This window comes from Bartonella sp. EBT8 (assembly GCF_055796165.1).
This window is the reverse complement of record NZ_JBTTDJ010000001.1, coordinates 76,168-100,462: the sequence shown is the minus strand read 5'-3', so window position 1 is coordinate 100,462 and position 24,295 is coordinate 76,168. Positions and strand designations below refer to the sequence as shown.

19 protein-coding genes and 3 pseudogenes are annotated in these 24,295 nt (G+C 42.3%); 15 read left to right on the top strand and 7 right to left on the bottom strand.

Annotation, left to right across the window (positions count from 1 at the left end; translation table 11 throughout):
- Nucleotides 1-84: 84 nt before the first annotated feature.
- Together leuS and lptE are read left to right on the top strand one after the other, a co-directional pair.
- A complete protein-coding gene (gene leuS, locus AC0QT4_RS00510; protein WP_473199768.1) occupies nt 85-2,727 on the top strand; it encodes a leucine--tRNA ligase in 2,643 nt (880 codons plus the stop codon).
- On the top strand, nt 2,714-3,304 hold the full coding sequence (gene lptE, locus AC0QT4_RS00505; protein ID WP_473199767.1) for an LPS assembly lipoprotein LptE: 591 nt from the start codon (nt 2,714-2,716) through the stop codon (nt 3,302-3,304). The genes leuS and lptE overlap by 14 nt, the downstream gene beginning before the upstream one ends.
- On the opposite strand, the pseudogene AC0QT4_RS00500 reads toward lptE, so the two are convergent.
- Nucleotides 3,301-3,418 (bottom strand): annotated as a pseudogene (locus AC0QT4_RS00500) (fructose-6-phosphate aldolase); the annotation flags it as partial. The gene lptE and the pseudogene AC0QT4_RS00500 sit on opposite strands and share 4 nt — an antisense overlap.
- 12 nt (nt 3,419-3,430) lie before the next feature.
- On the opposite strand from AC0QT4_RS00500, the pseudogene AC0QT4_RS00495 reads away from it, so the two are divergent.
- A pseudogene (locus AC0QT4_RS00495) lies at nt 3,431-3,631 on the top strand (hypothetical protein); the annotation flags it as partial.
- Here AC0QT4_RS00495 and fsa read toward each other — a convergent pair.
- On the bottom strand, nt 3,628-4,281 hold the full coding sequence (fsa, locus tag AC0QT4_RS00490; RefSeq protein WP_473199766.1) for a fructose-6-phosphate aldolase: 654 nt from the start codon (nt 4,279-4,281) through the stop codon (nt 3,628-3,630). The pseudogene AC0QT4_RS00495 and the gene fsa sit on opposite strands and share 4 nt — an antisense overlap.
- A gap of 881 nt (nt 4,282-5,162) precedes the next feature.
- Between fsa and AC0QT4_RS00485 the strand changes: the two genes are divergently transcribed.
- From AC0QT4_RS00485 to AC0QT4_RS00445, 9 genes are all read left to right on the top strand, one after another.
- Nucleotides 5,163-5,396 (top strand): hypothetical protein, encoded by a 234-nt coding sequence (locus AC0QT4_RS00485; protein ID WP_473199765.1) that lies wholly within the window; start codon nt 5,163-5,165, stop codon nt 5,394-5,396.
- A gap of 15 nt (nt 5,397-5,411) precedes the next feature.
- Nucleotides 5,412-7,631: a primosomal protein N' gene (locus tag AC0QT4_RS00480; RefSeq protein ID WP_473199764.1), complete on the top strand. Its 2,220-nt coding sequence runs from the start codon at nt 5,412-5,414 to the stop codon at nt 7,629-7,631.
- A 510-nt stretch (nt 7,632-8,141) separates the two neighbouring features.
- Nucleotides 8,142-8,726: an ATP synthase F1 subunit delta gene (gene atpH / locus AC0QT4_RS00475; protein WP_473199763.1), complete on the top strand. Its 585-nt coding sequence runs from the start codon at nt 8,142-8,144 to the stop codon at nt 8,724-8,726.
- A complete protein-coding gene (atpA, locus tag AC0QT4_RS00470) occupies nt 8,726-10,261 on the top strand; it encodes a F0F1 ATP synthase subunit alpha (protein WP_473199762.1) in 1,536 nt (511 codons plus the stop codon). The genes atpH and atpA overlap by 1 nt, the downstream gene beginning before the upstream one ends.
- Before the next feature lie 20 nt (nt 10,262-10,281).
- Nucleotides 10,282-11,193, top strand: coding sequence for a F0F1 ATP synthase subunit gamma (locus tag AC0QT4_RS00465; RefSeq protein ID WP_473199761.1), 912 nt, complete (start codon nt 10,282-10,284; stop codon nt 11,191-11,193).
- A 19-nt stretch (nt 11,194-11,212) separates the two neighbouring features.
- Complete coding sequence (gene atpD / locus AC0QT4_RS00460) at nt 11,213-12,829, top strand: F0F1 ATP synthase subunit beta (RefSeq protein ID WP_473199760.1); 1,617 nt, start codon at nt 11,213-11,215, stop codon at nt 12,827-12,829.
- A gap of 72 nt (nt 12,830-12,901) precedes the next feature.
- The gene (gene atpC, locus AC0QT4_RS00455; protein WP_473199759.1) at nt 12,902-13,315 is read left to right on the top strand and encodes an ATP synthase F1 subunit epsilon; all 414 of its coding nucleotides are present in this window, start codon (nt 12,902-12,904) and stop codon (nt 13,313-13,315) included.
- A 23-nt stretch (nt 13,316-13,338) separates the two neighbouring features.
- The gene (locus tag AC0QT4_RS00450; protein WP_473199758.1) at nt 13,339-15,000 is read left to right on the top strand and encodes an MFS transporter; all 1,662 of its coding nucleotides are present in this window, start codon (nt 13,339-13,341) and stop codon (nt 14,998-15,000) included.
- A complete protein-coding gene (locus AC0QT4_RS00445; protein ID WP_473199757.1) occupies nt 14,997-16,004 on the top strand; it encodes an HlyD family secretion protein in 1,008 nt (335 codons plus the stop codon). The genes AC0QT4_RS00450 and AC0QT4_RS00445 overlap by 4 nt, the downstream gene beginning before the upstream one ends.
- Nucleotides 16,005-16,479: 475 nt before the next feature.
- Here AC0QT4_RS00445 and AC0QT4_RS00440 read toward each other — a convergent pair whose 3' ends face one another.
- On the bottom strand, nt 16,480-16,776 hold the full coding sequence (locus tag AC0QT4_RS00440) for a hypothetical protein (protein ID WP_473199756.1): 297 nt from the start codon (nt 16,774-16,776) through the stop codon (nt 16,480-16,482).
- Nucleotides 16,777-17,014: 238 nt separating this feature from the next.
- Here AC0QT4_RS00440 and ispG point away from each other — a divergent pair, with 238 nt between their 5' ends.
- Entirely contained in the window at nt 17,015-18,256 is a 1,242-nt protein-coding gene (ispG, locus tag AC0QT4_RS00435) for a flavodoxin-dependent (E)-4-hydroxy-3-methylbut-2-enyl-diphosphate synthase (RefSeq protein ID WP_473199755.1), read from the top strand.
- A gap of 202 nt (nt 18,257-18,458) precedes the next feature.
- Nucleotides 18,459-19,184: pseudogene (locus AC0QT4_RS00430) on the top strand (tyrosine-type recombinase/integrase); the annotation flags it as partial.
- Between the two features lie 111 nt (nt 19,185-19,295).
- Here the strand turns inward: AC0QT4_RS00430 and AC0QT4_RS00425 are convergent.
- Nucleotides 19,296-20,198, bottom strand: coding sequence for a polyprenyl synthetase family protein (locus tag AC0QT4_RS00425; protein ID WP_473199754.1), 903 nt, complete (start codon nt 20,196-20,198; stop codon nt 19,296-19,298).
- A gap of 359 nt (nt 20,199-20,557) precedes the next feature.
- Between AC0QT4_RS00425 and rpmF the strand changes: the two genes are divergently transcribed.
- A complete protein-coding gene (gene rpmF, locus AC0QT4_RS00420; RefSeq protein ID WP_473199753.1) occupies nt 20,558-20,737 on the top strand; it encodes a 50S ribosomal protein L32 in 180 nt (59 codons plus the stop codon).
- A gap of 616 nt (nt 20,738-21,353) precedes the next feature.
- On the opposite strand, the gene AC0QT4_RS00415 is transcribed toward rpmF, so the two are convergent.
- From AC0QT4_RS00415 to AC0QT4_RS00405, 3 genes are all read right to left on the bottom strand, one after another.
- Complete coding sequence (locus AC0QT4_RS00415) at nt 21,354-21,938, bottom strand: CarD family transcriptional regulator (protein ID WP_473199752.1); 585 nt, start codon at nt 21,936-21,938, stop codon at nt 21,354-21,356.
- A gap of 299 nt (nt 21,939-22,237) precedes the next feature.
- Nucleotides 22,238-22,579, bottom strand: a complete 342-nt coding sequence (gene fdxA, locus AC0QT4_RS00410; RefSeq protein ID WP_473199751.1) for a ferredoxin FdxA — start codon at nt 22,577-22,579, stop codon at nt 22,238-22,240.
- 19 nt (nt 22,580-22,598) lie between these two features.
- The gene (locus AC0QT4_RS00405; protein ID WP_473200009.1) at nt 22,599-24,149 is read right to left on the bottom strand and encodes a hypothetical protein; all 1,551 of its coding nucleotides are present in this window, start codon (nt 24,147-24,149) and stop codon (nt 22,599-22,601) included.
- Nucleotides 24,150-24,295 lie beyond the last annotated feature (146 nt).

The window sequence follows — 24,295 nt, the reverse complement described above, 5'->3', positions numbered from 1 at the left end:
TTGAAAATATTGACGATGGAGTTAATCCATGGTCAAGCATAAAAACAAGTTTTTAGTTCAATTTTATTAAAGAGTATAATGACAATGACAATTGAACGTTCTAATTTAGGTGAACGCTATAATCCACGTGCCCACGAACAAAGGTGGCAAGAAATTTGGGATGAAAAAAAGATTTTTCAGACCGTTCAAGAAGATTGCCGTGAAAAATATTATGTTTTAGAGATGTTTCCTTATCCTTCTGGGCGCATTCACATGGGGCATGTGCGTAATTATGCCATGGGAGATGTTGTTGCGCGCTATAAACGCGCAAAGGGGTTTAATGTGCTGCATCCCATGGGGTGGGATGCTTTTGGGATGCCAGCTGAAAACGCTGCTATGCAAAATAAAGTGCATCCCAAAACTTGGACCTATCAAAATATCGCAGTGATGCGTGGGCAATTAAAGCAATTAGGGCTCTCTTTGGATTGGTCACGTGAGTTTGCAACGTGTGATGTGGATTATTATCATCGCCAACAAATGTTGTTTCTTGATTTCTATCAAAAGGGTTTGGTGGCACGCAAAGTGGCCAAGGTCAATTGGGATCCGGTTGATCACACTGTGTTGGCAAATGAGCAGGTGATTGATGGTCGAGGATGGCGTTCTGGTGCGTTGGTGGAACAGCGTGAATTGACCCAGTGGTTTTTTAAAATTAGTGATTTTAGTGAAGATCTTTTGGCTGGTCTTGAAAAGCTTGAACAGTGGCCGGAAAAAGTGCGCACGATGCAAAAAAACTGGATCGGTAAGTCACAAGGCTTACTCATTCGTTGGACTTTAAAGTCAACAGATCCTGATGATGAAGTTTGTGAGGCATTGAACGAAGTCGTTTGTTATTCAACACGTCCTGACACGCTCTTTGGTGCTGCTTTTTTGGCGCTATCTATTGATCATCCTGTTGCTAAAGCTCTTGCGCAAAAAAACAAAGAATTGGCGGCTTTTATTGAAGAGTGTCGGTGTGGTGGAACAACAACGGTGGCTCTTGAAACCGCTGAAAAACAAGGGTTTCGTACATCGCTTTTGGCTGTTCATCCCTTTGAGCCAACGGTGCATGTTCCCGTTTATATCGCCAATTTTGTGCTGATGGACTATGGAACAGGGGCTGTTTTTGGTTGTCCTGCCCATGATCAGAGGGATTTGGATTTTGCCCGTAAATATGATCTTCCCGTACAGCCGGTGGTTTTGCCGAAAGGGGTTGAGAGAGAAGATTTTGTGATTGGGGAAACGGCTTATACCGGTGATGGTGTGATGATCAATTCACGCTTTTTGGATGGCTTGACACCACAACAAGCTTTTGAAGAAGCAGCGAAAAGGCTTGAGGGGCAAATGCTTCATGGGAAGCCCCAAGGGCAAAAAACCGTGCAGTTTCGATTGCGGGATTGGGGAGTTTCGCGTCAACGTTATTGGGGATGTCCGATTCCAATGATCCATTGTACGTCTTGTGGGGTGGTTCCGGTGCCTCGCACTGATTTGCCGGTGGTGTTGCCGGATGATGTGACTTTTGATCAGCCGGGCAATCCTCTTGATCGCCATCAAACATGGCAAAATGTTGCTTGCCCTGTTTGTGGGCAGCAGGCACGACGTGAAACCGATACTATGGACACATTTGTCGATTCTTCTTGGTATTATGCGCGTTTTACTGCGCCTTTTGCACAAGAACCCGTTGATAAAAAAGCAACAACGGAATGGTTGCCTGTGCAACAATATATTGGTGGAATTGAACACGCAATTTTACACCTTCTTTATGCGCGCTTTTTTATGCGAGCCATGAAAAGTGTGGGGTATGTGAGCGTTGATGAGCCGTTTAAGGGCCTTTTTACCCAAGGGATGGTGGTTCATGAAACCTATCGCGATGAGAAAGGGTGGGTTTCACCAGAAGAAATTGCGATTGTTGAAAGGGATGGAAAACGGCAAGCTTATAAATTGTCTGATAAAAGTGAAGTGACAATTGGTTTGATTGAAAAAATGTCAAAATCAAAAAAGAATGTCGTGGATCCTGATGATATTATTGCATCCTATGGAGCCGATACTGTGCGCTGGTTTGTGTTGTCAGATTCTCCTCCTGAACGCGATGTTATCTGGACGGAATCTGGTGTGGAGGGAGCGCACCGCTTTGTACAACGTGTTTGGCGCTGTGTGGTTGTGAGTGCTTCAGTGTTAAAGGACGTTGCACCATGTGCAGGGCAACAAGGGGAAGCTTTGGAGCTCTCAAAGGTCGCCCATCGCACCCTTTGTGCTGTGGAGGATGATTTGGAAAAATTTGCCTTTAATCGTGCCATTGCACGCCTTTATGAGTTCTTGAATATTATGGCTCCGTTGTTAAATAAGGTAGAAAGTGTTGAAGATGAAATGAAGGCTGCTTTGCGCCAAGCGATGGATTTTTTTCTTGCGCTGATTGCGCCTATTATGCCTCATTTGGCAGAGGAATGTCATGCTGCTTTAGGTGGAAAATCCTTGATTTCTGAACTTGCGTGGCCTGTTTATGACCCCGCATTAACTGTTGAAGAATGCTATACTTTACCGGTACAGATTAATGGTAAAAAACGTGGTGAGGTGCGGGTGGCAGCAACAGCGAGTGAAGCAATGATTGAAGAAGCTGTATTAGCTCTTGATTTTGTACAGGCGCATCTTGTTGAAAAATCGGTCAAGAAAATGGTTATTGTTCCAAAAAGGATTGTCAATGTCGTTATTTAGGAAATTTATTTTTGTCGGCTTAGCGGGTTTTCTTACGCTTTTGTGTGGATGTAGAATTGAACCGCTTTATCAGCAGGGATCACAGATTTCGACAACAATAAGATCTGTCGATTCTGTTTTTGAGGATTCATCTGCGAAACAAAAACCTTTGAGTCTTTCCCAAAAATTAGCCTCCATTGTTGTTGCGGAACCATCCGATCGTTTTGGTCAAATGGTCCGCAATCATTTGCTGTTTCTTCTGTATGGAAATGGGCAGACACCTTCTACACCAGCTTATCAATTGGCATTGAAAACATCGACCTTTACACGCAATTCTGTACAGATCGAGATGGATCGCGAGAGAAAAAGAGAGGGGCGTCCTTCTGTTGGAACCGTGATGGGTAAAGTTTCCTATGTTTTGCAAGATATGAAAGGTGTTTTGCTTGCTGAAAGTACGGTAAGCATGAGCGCGTCTTTTGAACGACTCCGCCAAGAATATGCAACTTTGCAAGCAGAAGAAGATGCACAAAAGCGTGTGGCGGAAGAATTGGCTGAAGAGATTCTCCTGATGCTTTCAAAAGATCTTTCAAGTCATTAGGCAATATTTTGTCCGGTTTTTTTTCCAATCTTTTGGGAAGATTTGTAAGCCTTTATCGGTTAAGGGATGTTTGACCAGTGCTTTTAAGATTGCTGGTGGAACAGTTGCGACATTTGTTGGAACGCGATGGGTAAGGTTTCCTATGTTTTGCAAGATATGAAAGGTGTTTTGCTTGCTGAAAGTACGGTAAGCATGAGCGCGTCTTTTGAACGACTCCGCCAAGAATATGCAACTTTGCAAGCAGAAGAAGATGCACAAAAGCGTGTGGCGGAAGAATTGGCTGAAGAGATTCTCCTGATGCTTTCAAAAGATCTTTCAAGTCGTTAGGCAATATTTTGTCCGGTTTTTTTCCAATCTTCTAGGAAGATTTGTAAGCCTTTATCGGTTAAAGGATGTTTAGCCAGCGCTTTTAAGATTGCTGGTGGGACAGTGGCAACATCTGCACCGCTTAGTGCCGCTTCTTTGACGTGGTTAACGGTGCGGATTGAGGCTGCTAAAATTTGTGTTGTAAAACCGTAGTTATCGTAGATTGCACGAATCTCATGAAGCAATTGCGTACCATCTATGGAACAATCATCGAGTCTGCCGATGAAAGGTGAGATAAATGTTGCCCCTGCTTTGGCAGCTAGGAGAGCTTGATTGGCTGAAAAACAAAGGGTAAGATTTGTTTTTAATCCCTGTGTGGTCAGGGCTTTACAGGCTTTCAATCCCTCGAGCGTTAAGGGAAGCTTTATGCAAATATTCTCAGCAATTTTTGCTAAAACAGCGGCTTCTTTCATCATGCTTTCAAATTGTGTTGCTGTCACTTCAGCAGAAACAGGCCCATCAATGAGATGACAAATTTCTTTTATAACCTCGAGAATATTGCGTCCCGATTTGAGAATGAGAGAGGGATTGGTGGTGACACCATCCACGAGGCCTAAATTTTGTAATTCTCGGATCTCTTCAATATCAGCACTATCGACAAAAAATTTCATCTCAAATCTCCTCGTTTGGGGGCTTGTTCCTTCATGGACGCTCATTTTTTATTCTGTTTTTCGTTATGCGCTCTTGTTTGGCGCAAAAGCAAGAGGAAGAATTCTTCTTTATGTTCTTATTCCACATGATGCTATTAAAGCCAACAGGAGTTTTGAAGGTTTATGCGCAGATTTTCTATGTCATCACATAAATTTGCTAAAAGAACAAAATTGGGGAGGGAGTTGTTTGTCTTGTGAGCTTAGCATTCTTATTCATGCTGAAATGGATAAAACTCCATTTTTATGAAGGGGAGGATGCATTTTTGTTTGTTTTTTATGGGGGGATGTGAAGACGCTTCTTGTGGAAAAGATGCTTTCGTAAAACAGCGTCATTGGTTTGCCCATTTACGGGCTTTTTTAAGAAACCTTTCTTAAAGCACTCCAGCGCATTTCACGACGGTGCTTGCGAGAGGTATAGCGTTAAAGTCCTTGAAGGATCACCATCTTTATGTTTGTAAAGAAAAGCCTGCACTATCATTCTCTTTGCTAGCCTCCAGCGTTGTAATAGCCCTTGCATTAAGATGACTTATAAAAGATACTTTGCTCCTTTCTTCTCATTTTTATTCATCCGCAAGTTTTGTTTGTGACATGTGGGAACATGATTTTACTTGATTCAAAATGAAAGATTTTAAGGTGAGAAAATCTGACATATTGCGGGTCTTATTCAACAGAGAAAATGATCAATGATCGTTATCAATTAGGGTTGTTGATGAGGAGAGGATCATAAATCAGAGAAATGATTTTCTGCAATGCTCTCAAGAAAACAAGTGGTGTGAAGACACTCTGTGCGCAGGCTGGCATGGTGATTGTAGAAAAGAACGCGTGTGACATTTCGAGAAAAAATGATGGAATCTGTAATAGCGGAAGAGTTTCTCTTTTGGTGTTTTTTTGTTGTGGATGCTTATCGTTCTTGGCTTTTATCTGCTATGGAGAAGAGAGAATTTTGTGGTTTCATGATGGTTGGTGTATGGATGAGGTGTTGTTGGAGGGTTGGAATGGAATGTCCTGCTGGGGATGCTTCATCAATGGAAGTTGGAAAAGAAGCCAGATGCGCTTTGTGGAAGAGATTTGTGTAAAATTTGAGACAAAAGATGAAGTCAAATGTGACAGAAGATGTGCGGGAGAGGAAGATCGTTTCGGTATTGGTGCCTCTTCCTGTTGATCAGGCTTATAGTTATGAGGTGCCATCTTCTATGGAGGCTGGAATTGGCTGTTTTGTTCGTGTTCCGGTGATGGGGCGCCAAGTTTGTGGTGTGGTAGTGGATGTTGAAGAGGAGACAGTCAAAGAGGGGCAAGGCGCTGGAGTGAATGGTCGAAAACTCCGTTCTCTCCTTCATGTTTTTGATTGTCCGCCTTTAAAGGCGGAGATGTTAACATTCTTGCGTTTTGTTGGTCGCTATACGATGACTCCTATTGGACTTGTTGCACGATTTGTTTTGTGTATGCCGGCTGCTTTAGAACCAGAAGCGCAAATGCCGGGCTTGCGATATTGTGGAGGAGATGTGGAGCGTCTCACACCAGCGCGATTACGGGTTTTGGAGTTGGTGCGCGGTGGTGGGATTTGGACACGTTCTGGTCTTGCGCATGCGGCGGGAACTTCTGTTTCTGTTGTTGAGGGATTAAAAGCGCTGGGAATTTTTGAAGAGGTTATGGTGCCGCCGCCTGCTCTTGTGGGCAAGCCTGATGCTGATTTTTGTCCCCCTCAGTTGGAAGGAGCACAAAAGGAGGTTGCACGCCTTTTGCGAGAAGCTGTTTTGTCTTCTCGGTTTCAAGTGTTTCTGCTTGATGGGGTGACGGGGTCAGGAAAGACAGAAGTCTATTTTGAAGCCGTGGCGCAGGCACTTATGGGGGGTAAGCAGGTTTTAATTCTCTTGCCGGAAATTGCTTTAACCCAACAATTTTTAGATCGTTTTCATGCACGTTTTGGAGCTGCTGCTGCTGAGTGGCATTCCGATTTGGCGCCGCGGCGGCGTGAACGTGTGTGGCGGCAAGTTGCAGAAGGGCGGGTGCGGGTTGTGGCTGGAGCGCGTTCAGCGCTTTTTCTTCCCTTTTCAGAGCTTGGTTTAATTGTCGTTGATGAGGAGCATGATGGTGCTTATAAACAAGAAGAGCGCGTTTTCTATCATGCACGTGATATGGCGGTGGCTCGGGGATCTTTCGAGCATTTTCCTGTTGTTTTATCTTCAGCAACACCATCGATTGAAAGCCAAGCAAATGTTTTGTCAGGGCGTTATCAAAAGGTGCATTTGCCTTCGCGTTTTAAAGCGGCTGCACTTCCAAAGTTGCGGGTGGTTGATATGCGTCAAGGCGGTGTGCAAAAGGGGCGTTTTATTTCTTCTCCTCTTGAAGACGCTTTGACACAAACCCTTGAGAAGGGTGAGCAGGCACTGCTTTTTCTTAATCGCCGTGGTTATGCACCTTTAACTTTGTGCCGAATTTGTGGACATCGTTTTCATTGTAATGATTGTTCAAGTTGGTTGGTAGAGCATCGTTTACAAGGGCAATTGAAGTGTCATCATTGCGGATATCATCAACCCATTCCAGAGGCATGTCCTGAATGTGGGACGCTAGATCATTTGGTTGCTTGTGGTCCGGGGGTGGAGAGAATTGCTGAGGAGACACGAAAACTTTTTCCACAGGCGCGGTTGTTAATCCTCTCAACGGATCTCAAAGGTGGAATTGGTCAGTTGCGGCGCGAATTGGAAACAATTGCTAATGGTGAAGTGGATGTTATTATCGGAACGCAGCTTGTCGCTAAGGGACACCATTTTCCTGGGTTGTCTCTGGTTGGGGTAATTGATGCTGATCTTGGGCTTGCCAATGGTGATTTACGCGCCGCAGAGCGTACCTTTCAACTCTTGTCTCAGGTTACAGGAAGAGCAGGGCGGATGGGGTTGGAAAGTCTAGGATTGTTGCAAACCTATCAACCAGAGCATCCCGTCATACAGGCTTTGCTTTCTCAACAATGTGAGGATTTTTATACGCATGAGATTGCACTGCGTCAGCAGCATCATCTTCCACCTTATGGACGACTTGCCTCTTTGATTGTCTCTTCAGAACAACGTCAAGCTGCAGAGCATTATGCCCGTGTCTTGCGCCAAGTGGCACCACGGGAGAAAAATATCTCGCTCATGGGGCCAGCAGAAGCACCATTAGCTCTGATTCGGGGGCGTTATCGTTTTCGGCTTTTACTTCAGGGACAGCGTTCCTTTGATATCCAAGGCTTTATTCGTACAATGCTTGCAAATGCACCTAAAATGCCTTCTTCTGTTCGGGTTCAAATTGATATTGATCCACAAAGCTTTCTCTAAAAGTACGGTAAGATGATCATAGCGTGGGGAGACTTCTTTGTGAGATGCCTTAAGGAGAGAGTATAAAAGATTCTGTTTTCCCTTTTTGTAAGGCAATTGAGGGGGGTGCTTATAAGTTTGACAGGATACATTTTTGGCGTAGTGGGAGCTGTTTTTCTGAAAGAAAGTCTAACATTAGAGAAGTTTCTTTTGTTTTTGCTGTTAGAATGTTTGTGAAGCAAAGAAAGAGGCTTGAAAAATCTCTCAGAAGGTGTCAAAAGAAAATACGAAGAAAAACTGTGGTGTTAACCTGCATATTCTAAGAAATTGTTTTCAAAAATATTTTGAATATTTTATTAAAATTTTTAGAAAGCATCAATTTGGAGTGTTGCGAGTCGATTATGTCTGTGCTAGAAACCCAAAAGTTTTTTATTCTAGGTTTTAAGGAGTGAGTTCTTAAAATTTAGAGTGTCTGATTTGTTTCATCTGATAGTTATCAGAGAGTCGCTCAAGGGAAAGAGGCGGTATTTCGTGTCGGATTCATTTTCTCTTATACCGCTGCCATTGGTAGATCAACGCTATGCACAAGCGTTTTTTGATTTTGTTCAAGAAGCAGGGGCTGTTGAAAAAGTTGAAAAGGCAGTGGCATCTTTTTTACTTGTCTTGGATCAAAATGAGGACTTAAAACGCTTTGTGCGAAGTCCCTTTTTTTCAGTAAAAGAACAAGTGAAAGCGATGCGTTCTGTTGTTCAATCACTCAAATTTGATGATGAGAGTGCTGGTCAGATTGTTGGTAATTTTTTACGCGTTATTGTGGTAAATCGTCGGCTTGGTGCCTTGTCTGGTATTTTACATGCTTTTCAACGTCGTGTTGCTCTCTCTCGTAGGGAAATTTCGGCGCAGGTTGTTTCTGCTTATCCGTTAAATTCTCATCAGGAACAAGAGGTGCGGGTGGCTTTGGAAAGTGTCGTTGGGGGAAAAATTTTGCTAAACACCTTTGTAGATCCAACAATTCTTGGTGGATTGGTCATTCGTGTGGGGGCGTCTCAGATTGATACGTCTCTTGCAACAAAATTATCTTCGCTTAAGCTTGCATTGAAAAAAGAGGTTAGTTGATGGATATTAGACCATCTGAAATTTCAAAAATTCTCAAAGAGCAAATCAGGGACTTTGACCAAAAGGCTGAAGTTTCAGAGATTGGTTGGGTTCTCTCGGTGGGGGATGGTATCGCCCGCGTTTATGGTTTGGATAATGTCCAAGCAGGAGAAATGGTGTCCTTTTCAAATGGTGTGCGTGGTATGGCACTGAATTTGGAAATCGATAATGTCGGGGTTGTGATCTTCGGGTCAGATCGCGATATTCGTGAAGGTGATACCGTTAAACGGTTGGGCACTATTGTCGATGTTCCTGTTGGTCCTGCTCTCCTTGGACGTGTTGTTGATGCATTGGGAAACCCTATCGATGGGAAGGGGCCCATTAAAGCAACAGAACGCCGTCGTGTTGATGTGAAAGCTCCAGGAATTATTCCACGTCAGTCTGTGCATGAGCCAATGTCGACCGGATTGAAAGCTATTGATGCGCTCATTCCCATTGGGCGCGGACAGCGTGAATTGGTGATTGGTGATCGTCAAACTGGAAAAACAGCGATTCTGCTCGATACATTTTTAAACCAAAAGCCATTTCATGAAAAAAATGCGGGGCAAAACAAAGATAAGGTCTATTGTATTTATGTGGCTATTGGGCAAAAGCGTTCAACGGTTGCGCAATTTGTTAAAGTGTTAGAAGAACGTGGGGCGCTTGAATATTCCATTATCGTTGCGGCTACCGCCTCTGATCCTGCTCCGCTGCAATTTATTGCGCCTCTTGCTGGGTGTGCGATGGGTGAATATTTCCGTGACAATGGTCAACATGCCCTAATTGGTTATGATGATCTTTCCAAACAGGCCGTTGCTTATCGCCAAATGTCCCTTTTGTTGCGTCGTCCACCAGGGCGTGAAGCTTATCCTGGTGATGTTTTCTATCTTCATTCACGCCTTTTAGAACGGGCTGCAAAGCTCAATGCTGAAAATGGTTCGGGATCGTTGACTGCTTTGCCCGTGATTGAGACGCAAGCAAATGACGTTTCTGCTTATATTCCTACCAATGTGATTTCCATTACCGATGGACAGATTTTTCTGGAGACTAATTTATTCTATCAGGGAATTCGTCCTGCCGTGAATGTTGGTCTTTCTGTTTCGCGTGTTGGTTCTGCTGCACAGATTAAGGCGATGAAACAGGTTGCTGGTTCGATTAAAGGTGAATTGGCACAATATCGGGAAATGGCTGCTTTTGCACAATTTGGTTCCGATTTGGATGCCTCCACGCAACGTCTTTTAAATCGTGGCGCGCGCTTGACAGAACTGTTGAAACAGCCGCAGTTTTCTCCCCTGAAAACAGAAGAGCAGGTCGCTGTCATCTTTGCTGGGGTGAATGGTTATCTTGATCCTTTGGCTGTTTGCGATGTTGCGCGATTCGAACAGGGACTTTTAACCCTTCTGCGGAGTGATCACCAGGATCTTTTGCAAGCAATTGCTAATCAGAAACAATTAACCGATGAACTTAAGGATAAGTTGCTCATTGTTCTTAAGTCTTATGCGAAAAATTTTTCGTGATAAATTGATGGAATGCTCGAATGGCATCGTTGAAGGATCTTAGAGACCGTATCGCCTCGGTTAAGGCAACTCAGAAAATTACCAAAGCCATGCAGATGGTTGCGGCAGCGAGGTTGCACCGTGCGCAAGAGGCAGCTCAGTGCGCGCGCCCTTATGCACAGCGCATGGCTGCTGTTTTAGCGAATGTTGCTGCTGATGTTGATGCGATTGATGCGCCTCCCCTTATGCGCGGTACCGGTCGAGATGATGTGCATCTTTTGGTGGTGTGTACCGCTGAGCGGGGATTGTGTGGTGCTTTTAATGTGCAGATTGCTAGGCGTGCACGCGAACAGATTAAAACACTGCTTGCTGCTGGTAAAATCGTTAAAATTTTAACCGTGGGTAAAAAGGGGGCAGATATTTTATCGCGTGACTATAAAGCTTTGATGGTTGATCACATTGATTTGCATTCTGTCAAACGGATTGGTTTTACTGAAGCAGCGATGATTAGTCAGCGGATTATTGATTTGTTCAATGAAGGCGCTTTTGATGTCTGTACGCTGTTTTATTCTGAATTTGTTTCAGTGATTAATCAGCGTCCTACCGCTTTTGGTTTGATTCCAATGACTTCTGCCAAAGGAGCTGCTGAGACAAGAGAGACTGTTAAAAAGACAGAGAAGAGCCAAGATCTACAGACGATGGTTTATGATTATGAGCCCGATGCGGCCTCTCTTTTAGAGGCGCTTGTTCCACGCAATCTTTCCGTGCAAATCTTTAGGGCTTTGCTGGAAAATGTTGCTGGTGAAATGGGCGCGAAGATGACGGCTATGGATAATGCATCACGCAATGCGGGTGAAATGATTAATAAATTGACGGTGGCTTATAATCGTCAGCGTCAGGCACAAATCACGACAGAATTGATCGAAATTATTGCGGGCGCTGAAGCGCTTTAAATGGAAAAGGTAAGAATTGATGGTAAAAGCAGTGACGTCAAGCAAGGAAGCAGTAAAAGTTGAGAAAAAGAAAACAGCTGCTCGTTCAGGCGTGAAAAAAGCCGCCTCAAAATCTCAAACGAGCGTTAAGGATTCTTCGGATCTTAAGCGTGCACCTTCTCAAAAAGATGTGCGAACAAGTTCTAAAGATGTTCGTCAAAAAGGCGCTGTTGGTGAGATTAAACAGGTGATTGGTGCTGTCGTTGATGTGCAGTTTGAAGGTGCGTTGCCAAATATTCTCAATGCATTGGAAACAGACAATTTAGGAAATCGGCTGGTTTTAGAAGTTGCACAGCATTTGGGTGAAAACACTGTTCGTACAATTGCTATGGATACCACCGATGGGTTGACACGTGGTCAAAAGGTCTTTGATACAGGAACACAGATCTGTGTGCCGGTAGGAGAAGCAACGCTTGGTCGTATTATGAATGTGATTGGAGAACCGGTCGATAATGTTGGTCCAATTGCTGCGACGAAAATGCGCTCTATTCACCAAGATGCTCCTGAATATGTCGAGCAATCAACCGTGTCAGAAATTCTTGTCACCGGTATTAAGGTTGTTGATTTGCTCGCGCCTTATTCTAAGGGGGGAAAGATCGGTCTGTTTGGGGGCGCTGGGGTTGGAAAAACCGTTCTCATTATGGAGTTGATCAACAATATTGCAAAAGCCCATGGGGGGTATTCTGTCTTTGCTGGTGTGGGAGAGCGCACACGTGAAGGAAATGACCTCTATTATGAAATGATCGAAAGTCGTGTGAATGTGAACCCAAAAGAGAATAATGGTTCAACGGAAGGGTCAAAATGTGCGCTTGTTTACGGGCAAATGAATGAACCACCAGGTGCACGTGCACGCGTCGCTCTTTCCGGATTGACGATAGCAGAAAGCTTCCGTGATGAAGGGCAGGATGTTCTTTTCTTCGTGGATAATATTTTCCGCTTTACGCAAGCTGGTGCTGAAGTTTCTGCTCTTTTGGGACGTATCCCTTCTGCTGTTGGATATCAACCAACTTTGGCAACCGATATGGGGGCTTTGCAAGAGCGTATTACCAGTACGAAAACAGGGTCTATTACTTCTGTGCAGGCTATCTATGTTCCAGCAGATGACTTGACCGATCCAGCACCCGCAACGTCTTTTGCCCATTTGGATGCAACAACAGTTCTTTCACGCTCGATCGCTGAAAAGGGAATTTATCCCGCCGTTGATCCGTTGGATTCTTTCTCACGTATGCTGGATCCTCTGATTGTGGGGGAAGAGCATTATACTGTTGCTTGTCAAGTGCAAACCATTTTGCAACGCTATAGAGCGCTCCAGGATATTATTGCTATTCTTGGCATGGATGAACTTTCTGAAGATGATAAGTTGCTGGTGGGGCGGGCACGTAAAATTGAACGCTTCCTTTCGCAGCCTTTCCATGTTGCTGAAGCCTTTACAGGTTCACCTGGAAAACTCGTGCCTTTAGAAGAGACAATTAAAGGCTTTAAAGGTCTTTGTGCTGGTGATTATGATGACTTGCCAGAAGCAGCTTTTTATATGGTCGGTTCAATTGATGAAGCCATTGAAAAAGGAAAGCGTCTTATTGCAGAGGCTTCTTCATAAGAGGTAATTTGTAAGGGATGCTTGTTGTGAAGAGAATGAAAATTCCTTGTTTCGAGCTTCGTGGAGATTTTTGTGGAACATAATAAAGAAGAGCATTTTTTGTTTGAGCTTGTATCGCCTGAGAAGATTGTCTTTTCAGAGCAAGTGGTATCGGTTGTTCTTCCTTCAGCGTCCGGTGCTTTGACAGTTATGGCGCATCATGCTCCTTTGGTCGCAAGCATTGTGTTGGGCAGTGTTCGTATTTGTACTTCTTCAGGGGAAAAGCTATTTGCCGTTTGTGGCGGTGTTGCTAATATTACCTTTTCGGGATGTTCTCTTTTGGTTGAGCATGTTGTTGCTGTTGAGCATCTTTCTTTTGATGCGTTGGAACAGCAGATTTTGCAAGTTCGAGCAACATTGGAAGGGGAGAAAAGTGATACGGCAAACCGTAAGAGGGAAGAATTCTTTCATCAATTGGCAGTTGGTGCTGGAGTGAGTGAGGCGTAAAGGATTATACGGGAAAAAGCGGCATGAGCGGAAAAAAGAGTACGGTTGTGTCTGCTAAAAGAGGAGGAAAACCTTTTCCACGTCCGGGCCGTATTTTCGCGGGGCCGTTACCAAAATGTTTCGTTTATATTTTTGCTTCTTTCATTTTGCAATGGGCTTATGGTTTAGGAGCAAATATTGTTCAGTCTAACATTATCCATCTCACCGGTGACTTCCATGCAACTCTCATAGAAACCACATGGTTGGTTGCTGCTTATATGGCACCAAATGTTAGTGTTGCGATCATGTTGATCAAAATTCGCTACCAGTTCGGCTTGCGCGCTTTTGCTGAATTATCAATTCTTGGCTTCGTTTTGGTTTGTGTTTTGCAGCTCTTTGTGACAGATTTGCGTTCGGCTCTGATCATTCGCTTTTTTGCTGGTATTGCTGCGGCGCCTTTGGCTTCACTCGCGCTTCTTTATATGATGGAGGCTTTTGCTCCAGCAAAAAAGTTTACTGTTGGTCTTAGTTTGAATTATATGAATGCGACTTTAGCCCTTCCCCTCTCGCGTTTGATTTCACCAGATTTATTGGAACATGGTGGATTTTCTAGTCTTTCAGCGTTGGAGATGGGTTTGGTTCTTATTAGTTTGGGCTGTATTTTTTCGCTTCCACTGACTCCCGTTGTCCGTAGTAAAGTCATTCAGAAGTTAGACTGGGTGAGTTATGGTCTGATTGCCTTTGGTCTTGGTCTCAATGCGGTGGTTATGTCTGTTGGAAAATTGTATTGGTGGTATGAAGCCCCGTGGATTGGTTGGGGGCTTGCGCTTGCTGTGTCTTCTTTAGTGATTGCAATTATCATTGAGCTTAATAGAGAAAAACCATTGATTGATTTACGCTGGCTTTTCAGTAAAGAAATGGTGCAATCTGTTCTCATTTTATTGGTCTTTCATGTTTTTTTATTAGAGCGCTCAACCTTAGCAGCAGAATTTTTTAATCTTTTTGGTTTGCTCAATCGTGAAATGATGCCTATGTATCTCGCCGTTATAGTTGGTGCTCTGTTGGGGGGAGGGATTTGTGTCTTTTTCTTACGTGCTGGGCGTGAGGATTATTTTTATTTGGTCTCTTTGGGATGTTTAGCACTCGGGACTTATTTAGATAGCCATGTGAACCAATTCACACGTCCGCAAGATATGATGTTGAGCCAAGGGTTGATTAGCTTTAGTTATACACTTTTTTTACCTGCTGCTCTTTCTAGGGGATTTGTGATAGCTGGTGGGCGAGGACCGCGTTACGTTTTAAGTTTTATTACACTTTTTTTGCTGACACAGGTGACGGGTGGATTGATGGGGTCGGCTCTTTTTGGGAGTCTACAGTTTTTTTTCGCCCATAAGAATTTTGAATTTTTAACACAAAATATTATTATAACAGATCAAGCTCTTTCAGTTGAAATGAGCGCCTTATTTTCGCCTTCTTATGGCGATTCCTTTGCCAATATTTTAGGAGATAGGCAAGCGGCGGCTCAGCTTATTGAGAAATTTAAATTAGCAGCAAATATTTTTGCTTATGATGATGTTTTTCGGCTTTATTTTTATATTGCAATCGTTGTATTTGTGGTCTTTCTTGTCAAAATATTCGTAAAGTCATGTTCTTTCTATGTATTGATAAAGCAGAACAATATCCGTGAAGAGGGATGCAAAAAATGATAAAAGCATTACGGTCGAGATCGACGCTTATTGCATTCTTCTCAGGTGTTATGGGTATTTTGTTGATTCTATGGGCTTGGAAACTCCCTCCTTTTGTTAGTACGATCCAAGTCACTGATAATGCTTCCATTAAGGGGAATATTACTCTCATTAGTTCACAGATCTCTGGGGTGATTGCGCGGATTTATGTTCAAGATTATCAACGGGTTGAAAAGGGAATGCTGCTTTTTGAACTCGATGATGCTCTCTTTCGCCAACAGTTAGCAAGAGCACAGGCTGTTTTGGATGCAAAAAATGCAAAACTTGAAAGCATTGTTTTTCAGGATAAGCTTTTGCAAGGAGAAATTAATACAGCAGAAGCAGAATTGGCGCGGTCGCGTGCTTTTTCTAATGGTCTTCCTCAAAGCAAAAAGTTAAGTTTTGGCGATGCTGAAAATTCTGTTTCTCGGCCTCTTTCGCAGTTGTTGGCAGCACTTGAGACAAAACGGCAATTACAAAAACAGTTAGATCTGGAACGAAAAAATTTAGAGTCAGAGGTTGCAGAAGCAAAAGTTGGCGTTGAATTAGCGAAGCTCAATTTGGATCATACGAAGATTTTATCCCCTAAAACGGGATCTGTTGGCTTGGTGGGGGCACGGGTGGGACAATATGTTGTACCTGGTAGGCAATTGGTATCGGTCATTTCTGATGATATTTGGGTTATTGCCAATTATAAGGAAACCCAACTTTCTCAAATGCGTGTTGGGCAACCCGTTATTTTTTCTGTTGATGCATTGGACAATAAAAAATTAACAGGGCGTGTGGTCCGTTTTGCACCTGCAACAGGTTCAGAATTTTCACTGTTAAAAACAGATACAACTATTGGCAATTTTATTAAAATTGCGCAACGTATTTCCGTGCGTATTGCTTTAGATCCTGGACAGGATGGGGCTGAAAAACTCATCCCAGGGATGTCTGTCGTCACCTATGTAGATACTTCACAACGCGCTGCTCCTGGAGGTTAAGGTTTTGGGTTTGTTGAGTTTGATTTTTATTCCGTTCGTTTATAGCAAATGGGCATTTACTCTAGAAGATTTCGTTTGGTTTGTTATGATGCATCTCTTTAAGTTTTTCTACGCTCTGTTATAAAATATCATCCCAAAATCTTTAGAGAAAACACATTCACGTCTCTTAAGGGTTCCGTGTCGTTTTTTTCTGATGATAGGTTTCTTTTGCATAGATTTATGTGTTGAAGTGTAAATTTCAATAGAGGCTTTAGAGCAGAGCTTTTCTGGTGAATTGATCAAGGAATCATATAAGCTCTGAGGATCTGGAATCTAAGCAAAAAATCAGCGTGTTATCGGATTGGCAGTGCGCAGGAAACTCCTCCTTTAGAGGGAGGTGATCCTTGAACTTGGATGGTTATGATGTGTCGTCGCGTTTTTTAAGTTGTGCTTTTTAAGCTACAAAGACTCGATTCAAAGTAGGCATGATATAAGACTAGTTGTGTTGTGAATTTTTACGGATCAACCAAAGACTTGTTAAAATCGATCCTGCTATTAATGCAAGGGTTGTTTTTGGGTGCTCTTTAGCTTTTTTCTTCAATTGTGTCGTATACTCATTGAGGTAGCGAAGCGCATGATGCCCTTTTTGTTTCCATGTGTTAAGCATATCGGAAATGATCTCAAAGTTGCTGTTACTGGAATGCCAAGAGCTTGTCGGTGTGCGTTCATTTTTTAATTGTTCAATCTGTTTTTTCATTTTAGCATTTTTGGAATGGGTTGAAAAGAAACACATCTGTTGGCTCCTTCATCTTTTATAGTGTTTTATGACTGTTGAAATTGTGTTTGGAGTTTTTGTATAACGGCTTAAAGATTGAAAGGTTGCATTGATTGCTTTACTTATTGACGTGGGATGAAAGTCAAAAATTGTAGTTCAATGACGGAATTTCTTCATTCTTTTTTAAAATTGTACCTTGGTAAGCCTTGCCATAAATGATGATCAAGAAATGCTAAATTTTGAATTTGAGGGCTTGATGAGCACAGCGTATCCTTTATCGAAACCTCTTGAGCGTCGCCGCTCTGTTGCTGTTGCTGTTGGCAATGTGATGGTTGGTGGCAATAACCCAATTGTTGTTCAGTCGATGACCAATACCGATACTGCTGATGTTGATGCAACCGTTGCACAAGTTGCTGCTCTTTGGCAGGCTGGTTCGCAATTGGTTCGCATCACCGTTGATCGTGATGAAGCTGCTGCTGCTGTACCAAAAATACGGGAACGATTGGAGAAGCTAGGCTTTTTTGTGCCCTTGGTGGGGGATTTTCATTATATTGGTCATAAGCTTTTATCAGCACATCCTGCTTGTGCTGAGGCTCTGGCAAAATATCGCATTAATCCTGGAAATGTAGGATTTGGGGCAAAAAAGGATCGGCAATTTGCCGAAATTATCGAGATTGCTTGTCGGTATCGTAAATCTATTCGCATTGGTGTGAATTGGGGGTCCCTTGATAATGCGTTGTTGACACGGCTTATGGATGAAAATGCACTGCAAGAAAATCCCTTATCTGTAGCTGAAGTTATGCGGGAAACTGTCGTTCAGTCGGCTTTACTTTCAGCTGCTTTCGCTGAAGAGTTGGGGTTGGGACGTGATAAAATTATTCTTTCTGCTAAAGTGAGTAATGTCCAAGATCTTATCGCTGTCTATTGTATGTTGGCGGGGCGTTGTGATTATGCGCTCCATTTGGGTTTAACAGAAGCAGGAATGGGAACAAAGGGTGTCGTTGCTTCTTCGGTGGCTCTGGGAATTTTATTACAGCAAGGAATAGGGGATACCATCCGTATTTCATTGACTCCTGAACCTGGTGGAGATCGGACAAGAGAAGTGAAGGTGGGACAAGAACTTTTACAAGTGATGGGGTTTCGGCAATTTTTACCTGTTGTTGCTGCTTGTCCTGGTTGTGGTCGTACAACCTCGACAGTGTTTCAGCAATTGGCACAAAAAATTGAAGCCGATTTGTATAAAAATATGCCTATCTGGCGTGAAAAATATCCTGGTGTTGAAAGTTTGAAGGTGGCAGTGATGGGATGTATTGTCAATGGACCAGGGGAATCAAAACATGCTGATATTGGAATCTCTTTGCCTGGGGTTGGGGAAAGTCCGGCAGCGCCTGTTTTTATTGAGGGACAAAAGGTAAAAACTTTGCGCGGCAGTCATATTGCTGAAGAATTTGAATCTCTCTTAAGTGATTATATTCATACCCGCTTTGGGCAGGATTGAGAGAGCGTTGAAGAGATTCTAAAATAGACAAGATATTGATTATAACGATAATTTATCGTTTTGCATGTTGAATGAGCGTCTCGAATATCCTAAGATTTTCTCATTTCAAATCCTGTTTATGTTGAATCAATCAAAACTATTCCCTTGGACATCACAATTGAGATTAACGTGTGGATAAAAAATAGAGAAGAAAGGAGTAAAAATGCCTCTTATGAATCGTCGCAAGGGCTGTTGCAACATTGGGGGACGGTAAAGAGTATGATGGGGCCGGCTTGTACCTTCATAAGTGTAAGGATGGTGGTGCTCAATGGATTTACCGCTATCCCATTCACGGGCGGTGTCGTGAAATGGGTTTAGGGGCTTTAAGAGATATCTCTTTAAAAAAGCCCGTGAATTGGCAACTCAATGGTGTTTTGTTTTGCATGAGGGGCGTGATTCCATTAAAGAACGTGAAAAACAAAAGCGTGAGGCAATGCGTAATCTCTATTATCTAAAAGATATTGCTCTCGATGCTTTTGAAAGCCGTAAAGCTGAATTCAAACATGATGGTAAAGATGGGAATTGGTTTTTACCTTTAAAATTTCATATTCTCCCTAAATTAGGTTGTTTACCGGTTTCAGAAATCACTCAAACAGATATACGCAATACGCTTGCCTCCATTTGGCATACAAAAGCTGGGACTGCTCGAACGGCATTGATACGCCTTAATCTTTGTTTCAAATATGCTGCTGCATTGGGTTTGGATGTTGATTTACAAGCAACAGAAAAAGCAAAAGCTTTGCTAGGCAAACAACGCCATAAAGTTCCGAATAGACCGGCAATGGATTGGAGAGATATACTGGCTTTTTATAAAACACTTTGCGAAATAATAGCCATACCACAATTGGCTTTGCGGTTGCTTATTCTGACAGGTGTTCGTGCATATCCTTGACGTCATATCCATAAAGATCAGATTCAAGATGATATATGGATCATCCCTGTTGAGAAAAAAACGCTTTTATTTTATATCCTCTTCTGTCTGTATTGTGGTTTGTGAATTTTAATTTTTTCGTGTTGCACTAAAGCGGGCTGCTTGTTCGAGTGGTTTTGCTTTGATGCCAAAAGGGCGGAGAAGTGCTTCTGCTTTCGTAATGAGCGCGTCTCGCTTTCTTTGTGTTTCTTCAATGCCATAAAGACGAACAAAAGTGGCTTTATGCGCTGTTTCATCTTTGCCGGCAGTTTTGCCTAAAACCTCGCTGCTCGTTGTTACATCGAGAAGATCATCCGTCAGTTGAAAGGCTAAACCAAGATATGTTCCAAAAGCAGCAAGTTTTTCTGTTAATTCTTTTGAAGCGTTGCCGATGATTGCTCCTGCTTGGCACGCAAAGCTTATAAGGGTAGCTGTTTTCATGTGTTGGAGAGTTGTGATGTTGGTGCTCTCTTGAGTTTTTTTTTCCGCTTCAATGTCAAGCATTTGACCCCCTATCATGCCGCCTAGCCCTGATGCTTGTGCAAGAGCTGTGATCAGCTTTATTCTCGTTTCAAAAGGAAGGGCGGAAATTTTATCGGCAATGATTTCAAAAGCAAGGGTTAAAAGGGCGTTGCCTGCAAGAATCGCTGTTGCTTCATCGAATGCTCTGTGAACAGTCGGTTGTCCGCGTCGGAGTGTGTCGTTATCCATGGCGGGAAGATCATCATGAATGAGTGAGTAACAGTGCACACATTCTAAGGCGCAGGCAACATCAAGTGCGTGTTCGGGAGGGATATCAAAAAGTGCTGCACTTTGCATAACAAGAAAAGGACGCAGGCGCTTTCCACCATTCAAGACACCATAACGCATCGCTTTGAGAAGAATTTCAGGACGGGCAATTTCACCATTTTGAACGTGATCATTTAACAGTATGCTAAGCCGTTTTTCAAGGTCATGACCATGTTTCGCAAGAAGGGTGGTAAATTCGTGCATTCTTGCTTCCTTTATTTTTTTGCAAAATAAGATAAAAAGAGAAAGGCTATCGTTTTTTCTTATTTGAGGTAATTTGCATAAGATTTTTTTCTAAGAAATCAATTTCTCTGTTGATCTTTTAGACAGACTGTAGGCCGGAATTGTATTAAAGCCAAATGAAAAATGAAATAAAAATCTTATTAAAAGGTTTTCGTGAAGGGTGAAAATGTCGTTTCTGGTAAGAGTATTGCTATTTTTGACGTTGCCTCTTCTTTCTGATCAGTGTATAAGGGCAGAAAATATCGAATTTATGATTTTTGATACAGGCTCTGTTATTTTGACATTGCCTCTTCTTTTTAGTGGATTTGGAGTGTCTCTTTATGGCTGTACCTAAACGAAAAACCTCTCCCTCGAAGCGGGGTATGCGCCGTTCGGCTGATGCCTTGAAGGCGCAAACTTATATCGAGGATAAAAATTCTGGTGAATTGCGTCGCCCTCATCATATTGATTTGAAGACCGGGATGTATCGCGGACGTTCAGTTTTGCCTGCGAAAGATTGAAATCCTCCTCTCTCTTAAGGGATAGGGTTTATTTGATGCACAGGTGGTTTCTGTGCACGGGTGGTTGCTTCTCAGTTATCTTCTTCAATGGGGATAAGTGAAAAGCAAAGCTTCCTGTTGTACGGTGGATGTTCTTGTAGCTCTTTTTTCTTAAGGGGTCATGGTAATCATTCCGTATGCACTTTGTTAAATTCCATGAACTTTGTTGAAATTCCTTGTCTTGAGGACCGTAGGAGTTCTTTCCCCCTTATGGTGTTAATAAAGCTGAGGTTCTTTGCCATCTGAAAGATGACCGGAAGATTCTCATGCAATAGGGTGTGTGTTTTAGGAGAGCGGTGAAAGAATTCTCTATCGCTCTTGAGAAAATAAGATTGGTGAGGAAACTCGTTTTCTCAATCACGAAAGTGCTTTTAGAGTGACAAAAGCAAGATGAGAAGTGCAATCTTGTTAAGAAATGGTGGATAGAAAGAGATAATACACCAATTGCGCCAATCTCTATTAGAGGGTAGCGCTTGGCCAAGTCGAAAATGTTCTTGTCGCACTGAATTTTTTTTAGGACAAAAATAAAATCAGCAGAATGCTAATTTTACTTTTTTTACTTTATTTTCAAGATTAATTATGCAGCGTAAACAGCCTCATCATTTGCGTTTACTTTATCTTCCTCAGTTTTAAATCCGCGCTTTGGCTTGCTCGAGAGATGCATCTCTATAAGATTGATAGCTTCTGTTTCAGAAAGATTGTTAATAACAGCAATTTCACGGGCCATTCTTTCAAGGGCAACAGTATAGAGTTGACGTTCAGAATAAGATTGCTCGGGTTGTAGGTTTGAACGAAAAAGATCACGCACCACTTCAGCAATACAAATAAGATCTCCCGAATTGATTTTAGCATCATACTCTTGAGCACGGCGCGACCACATGGTCCGCTTAACCCGTGCTTTTCCATAGAGAACTTTTAAGGCGCGTTCAACAGAATCACCCGCTGATAATTTGCGCATTCCAACGGAAAGAGCTTTTGCAATGGGAACTTTGACATCCATTTTATCTTTCGCAAAATGAATAACAAAAAGTTTTAATTTATGTCCTGCAACTTCTTGATCTTCAATCGCTATAATTTGCCCTACGCCATGGGTAGGGTAAACGATATATTCAGAGGTTGCAAATCCTTTAGCATTAGAGGGTGTTCCGTGTTGGGATGCCATATTTTAATTTACTCCCTTTATAACCAACAAATGTATCGGAAAACAGGCTATAAACCTGAATGCTGAAGTTCTTAACCAAGTATATTACAATAATTAAGTGAACATAAAAGCCGCGTACTTTTAAATTCAACAAAAGTACATTGCTTTACAACAAATAAAGCAATAAAAATACTCAGAAAGATGAACATGTTAAAATAACATTAACATCAAAATTCAAAAGAATCAATCATTTCACTTGAGAATTTTTATTTTTGTAAAAGAATAGTTTCGACTCTTTAAAGGGGAATGAAAGAGTATTGTTATTCTTCACCATTTCCTGGTTTTTCTGAAAAATACTTTTCTAATTTATTTGGAACGCCATCCATTTCTTTTGCTTGTGGAAGAGGATCTTTCCTGGTGGTTAAATTAGGCCATTTGTTCGCATAATGAAGATTAAGCTCTAACCACTTTTCTAACCCCGGTTCCGTATCAGGTTTAATGGCTTCCGCTGGACATTCTGGCTCGCAGACACCACAATCGATACATTCATCAGGGTGAATAACAAGCATATTCTCACCTTCATAAAAACAATCTACAGGGCACACTTCAACGCAATCCGTATATTTACAATGAATACAGTTGTCGGTTACTACATAAGCCACGATCGAGCTCCAATTTATTTTAATGATCTTTGGAAGAAAGTGTCTGGGTGTTTTTGTTATTTGTGAGTTGATCGCGTAGCGCTGCTAATTTTGCAAAAGGTGAATCAGAATGAGAGCGTTTTTCTTTTTGAAAGGGTTTACGCTTCATATGTTTAGTGTGAGGGATATTAGATTTGTGAGAATGTCTCTTGGGTGAGATGGCTTCTTGAGAGCTTTTTTCATCTGTGCTTGCCCTTGTTTTAAAAGATTTTTTCGGTTTATTTGACCACCTGTTTCCGGATTTTTCACGATTTTTATGTGTATGATGGTGAGATTTAGGTTGATAACGCCAGAGTAAAACCACTTTCTCTTCTGCTGTACTTGGTTTTTGCTTGGCAAAATCACCAACAGGTTCAGCAGCCGGTAAGAAATTTATCGCATTGGTGTGTGTTTCAAGACAACAAGACAAAGTGCTTTTTGCTTCCTCTCTTGTTGCTAAGGTTTTCATAATTTGCCATTGATCACCAACACATTCTGCCGCTGGAACAGCTGGTGTTGTGGGATATGCATGAGAAGAAGCTTGATCTGCAAGGCAATGTTGTTCAAGATCAGTCTTGCTCATGGGATGAGATTGATAGCCAAGTCCTTTAAGAATTTCTTCCATATCGGTTCCATTGGCTCCAAGAATAGACATCATGGTTGATGTGACAAAAAAACTTTTGCCATCATAGGCTCCATCAGGTTTAGGTTCAGTTCCTTGTCTCCAATGGAGAGCAGGGCGGATGAGGTTGGCAAGTCGTTCTAAAATATCAATGCGTACTGCTCGTTGTCCTAGGATTCGATAACCAGCTAATTGATAAAATTTGCGGTTATAGGTGGGGTCAACAATCAAAGAAGTGCGTCCAGCTGAGAGTGCGGCACAAATTTCATCCATGCCTGTTTGGTTTTGTCCCTCATTTTGAAGAATCCATAATAGCGTAAGGGCTTGGACTGGAGCGGGCTTAATCATTGCTGCAACGTAAATATGAAAAGCGCCAAAACGCACACCGAGTTGCCGCAACACAGTACGCGATTCTTGATCAAGGCTTTTGACAATGGTAGCAACTTCTCGTCGTGGTAATCTTCCTAAGGCATTGACAAGTTGTGAAGCAAGGTCGCGTGTTGAATCCGTCAAGCTCTCAGCATTGCGTAAATCAAACAGGGGTTTTAAAGCCGTTTCAAAATGAAAAGTAACAAAACGCTCCAATCGTTTTGTCACGTTATCCCGCGCTTCTCCTGTTAATTGCGTATCTGCCAAAACAATCAGTTTGGGTTTAAAAAAATCTTCCGTTGTAACAAGTTGCCCTACAGGTTGGCCTATCCAGCGTACAATTCCATCAGAATTAAGGCTAAAATCTCCATTAGAACCAGCACAAAGGCGTGCTGCTCGTTTGGAAAAGGCAAGAATCAAATCGTCATTATTGAGAGCGTTTTGCGCTTCAGTGGTTGAATCGCACTCCTTTTTGTTGGCATAAAAACGTAACCCTTCAAACGTACCATTGCCATGTTTTTCAAGGAAAATATCATTTCGTTGAATAATCTTGCTCTCCATAACCATTTTCTTTCTTAGTATTCCACTGGTAAAAAGCTTATTCTCGACAATCTCATCATTGTCCTGATCCTTTAACATGTTTGTCGCGTTTGCTTCAATCATTCTTGTCATTTTTTGATGCTTTAATTTTAAGTGGTTCTTTTTTA

Coding starts and splice junctions, on each gene's coding strand:
- leuS (WP_473199768.1), top strand. CDS start 85: ATGACAATTGAACGTTCTAATTTAGGTGAACGCTATAATCCACGTGCC.
- lptE (WP_473199767.1), top strand. CDS start 2,714: ATGTCGTTATTTAGGAAATTTATTTTTGTCGGCTTAGCGGGTTTTCTT.
- fsa (WP_473199766.1), bottom strand. CDS start 4,281: ATGAAATTTTTTGTCGATAGTGCTGATATTGAAGAGATCCGAGAATTA.
- AC0QT4_RS00485 (WP_473199765.1), top strand. CDS start 5,163: ATGATGGAATCTGTAATAGCGGAAGAGTTTCTCTTTTGGTGTTTTTTT.
- AC0QT4_RS00480 (WP_473199764.1), top strand. CDS start 5,412: ATGAAGTCAAATGTGACAGAAGATGTGCGGGAGAGGAAGATCGTTTCG.
- atpA (WP_473199762.1), top strand. CDS start 8,726: ATGGATATTAGACCATCTGAAATTTCAAAAATTCTCAAAGAGCAAATC.
- AC0QT4_RS00465 (WP_473199761.1), top strand. CDS start 10,282: ATGGCATCGTTGAAGGATCTTAGAGACCGTATCGCCTCGGTTAAGGCA.
- atpD (WP_473199760.1), top strand. CDS start 11,213: ATGGTAAAAGCAGTGACGTCAAGCAAGGAAGCAGTAAAAGTTGAGAAA.
- AC0QT4_RS00450 (WP_473199758.1), top strand. CDS start 13,339: ATGAGCGGAAAAAAGAGTACGGTTGTGTCTGCTAAAAGAGGAGGAAAA.
- AC0QT4_RS00445 (WP_473199757.1), top strand. CDS start 14,997: ATGATAAAAGCATTACGGTCGAGATCGACGCTTATTGCATTCTTCTCA.
- AC0QT4_RS00440 (WP_473199756.1), bottom strand. CDS start 16,776: ATGTGTTTCTTTTCAACCCATTCCAAAAATGCTAAAATGAAAAAACAG.
- ispG (WP_473199755.1), top strand. CDS start 17,015: ATGAGCACAGCGTATCCTTTATCGAAACCTCTTGAGCGTCGCCGCTCT.
- AC0QT4_RS00425 (WP_473199754.1), bottom strand. CDS start 20,198: ATGCACGAATTTACCACCCTTCTTGCGAAACATGGTCATGACCTTGAA.
- rpmF (WP_473199753.1), top strand. CDS start 20,558: ATGGCTGTACCTAAACGAAAAACCTCTCCCTCGAAGCGGGGTATGCGC.
- AC0QT4_RS00415 (WP_473199752.1), bottom strand. CDS start 21,938: ATGGCATCCCAACACGGAACACCCTCTAATGCTAAAGGATTTGCAACC.
- AC0QT4_RS00405 (WP_473200009.1), bottom strand. CDS start 24,149: ATGGAGAGCAAGATTATTCAACGAAATGATATTTTCCTTGAAAAACAT.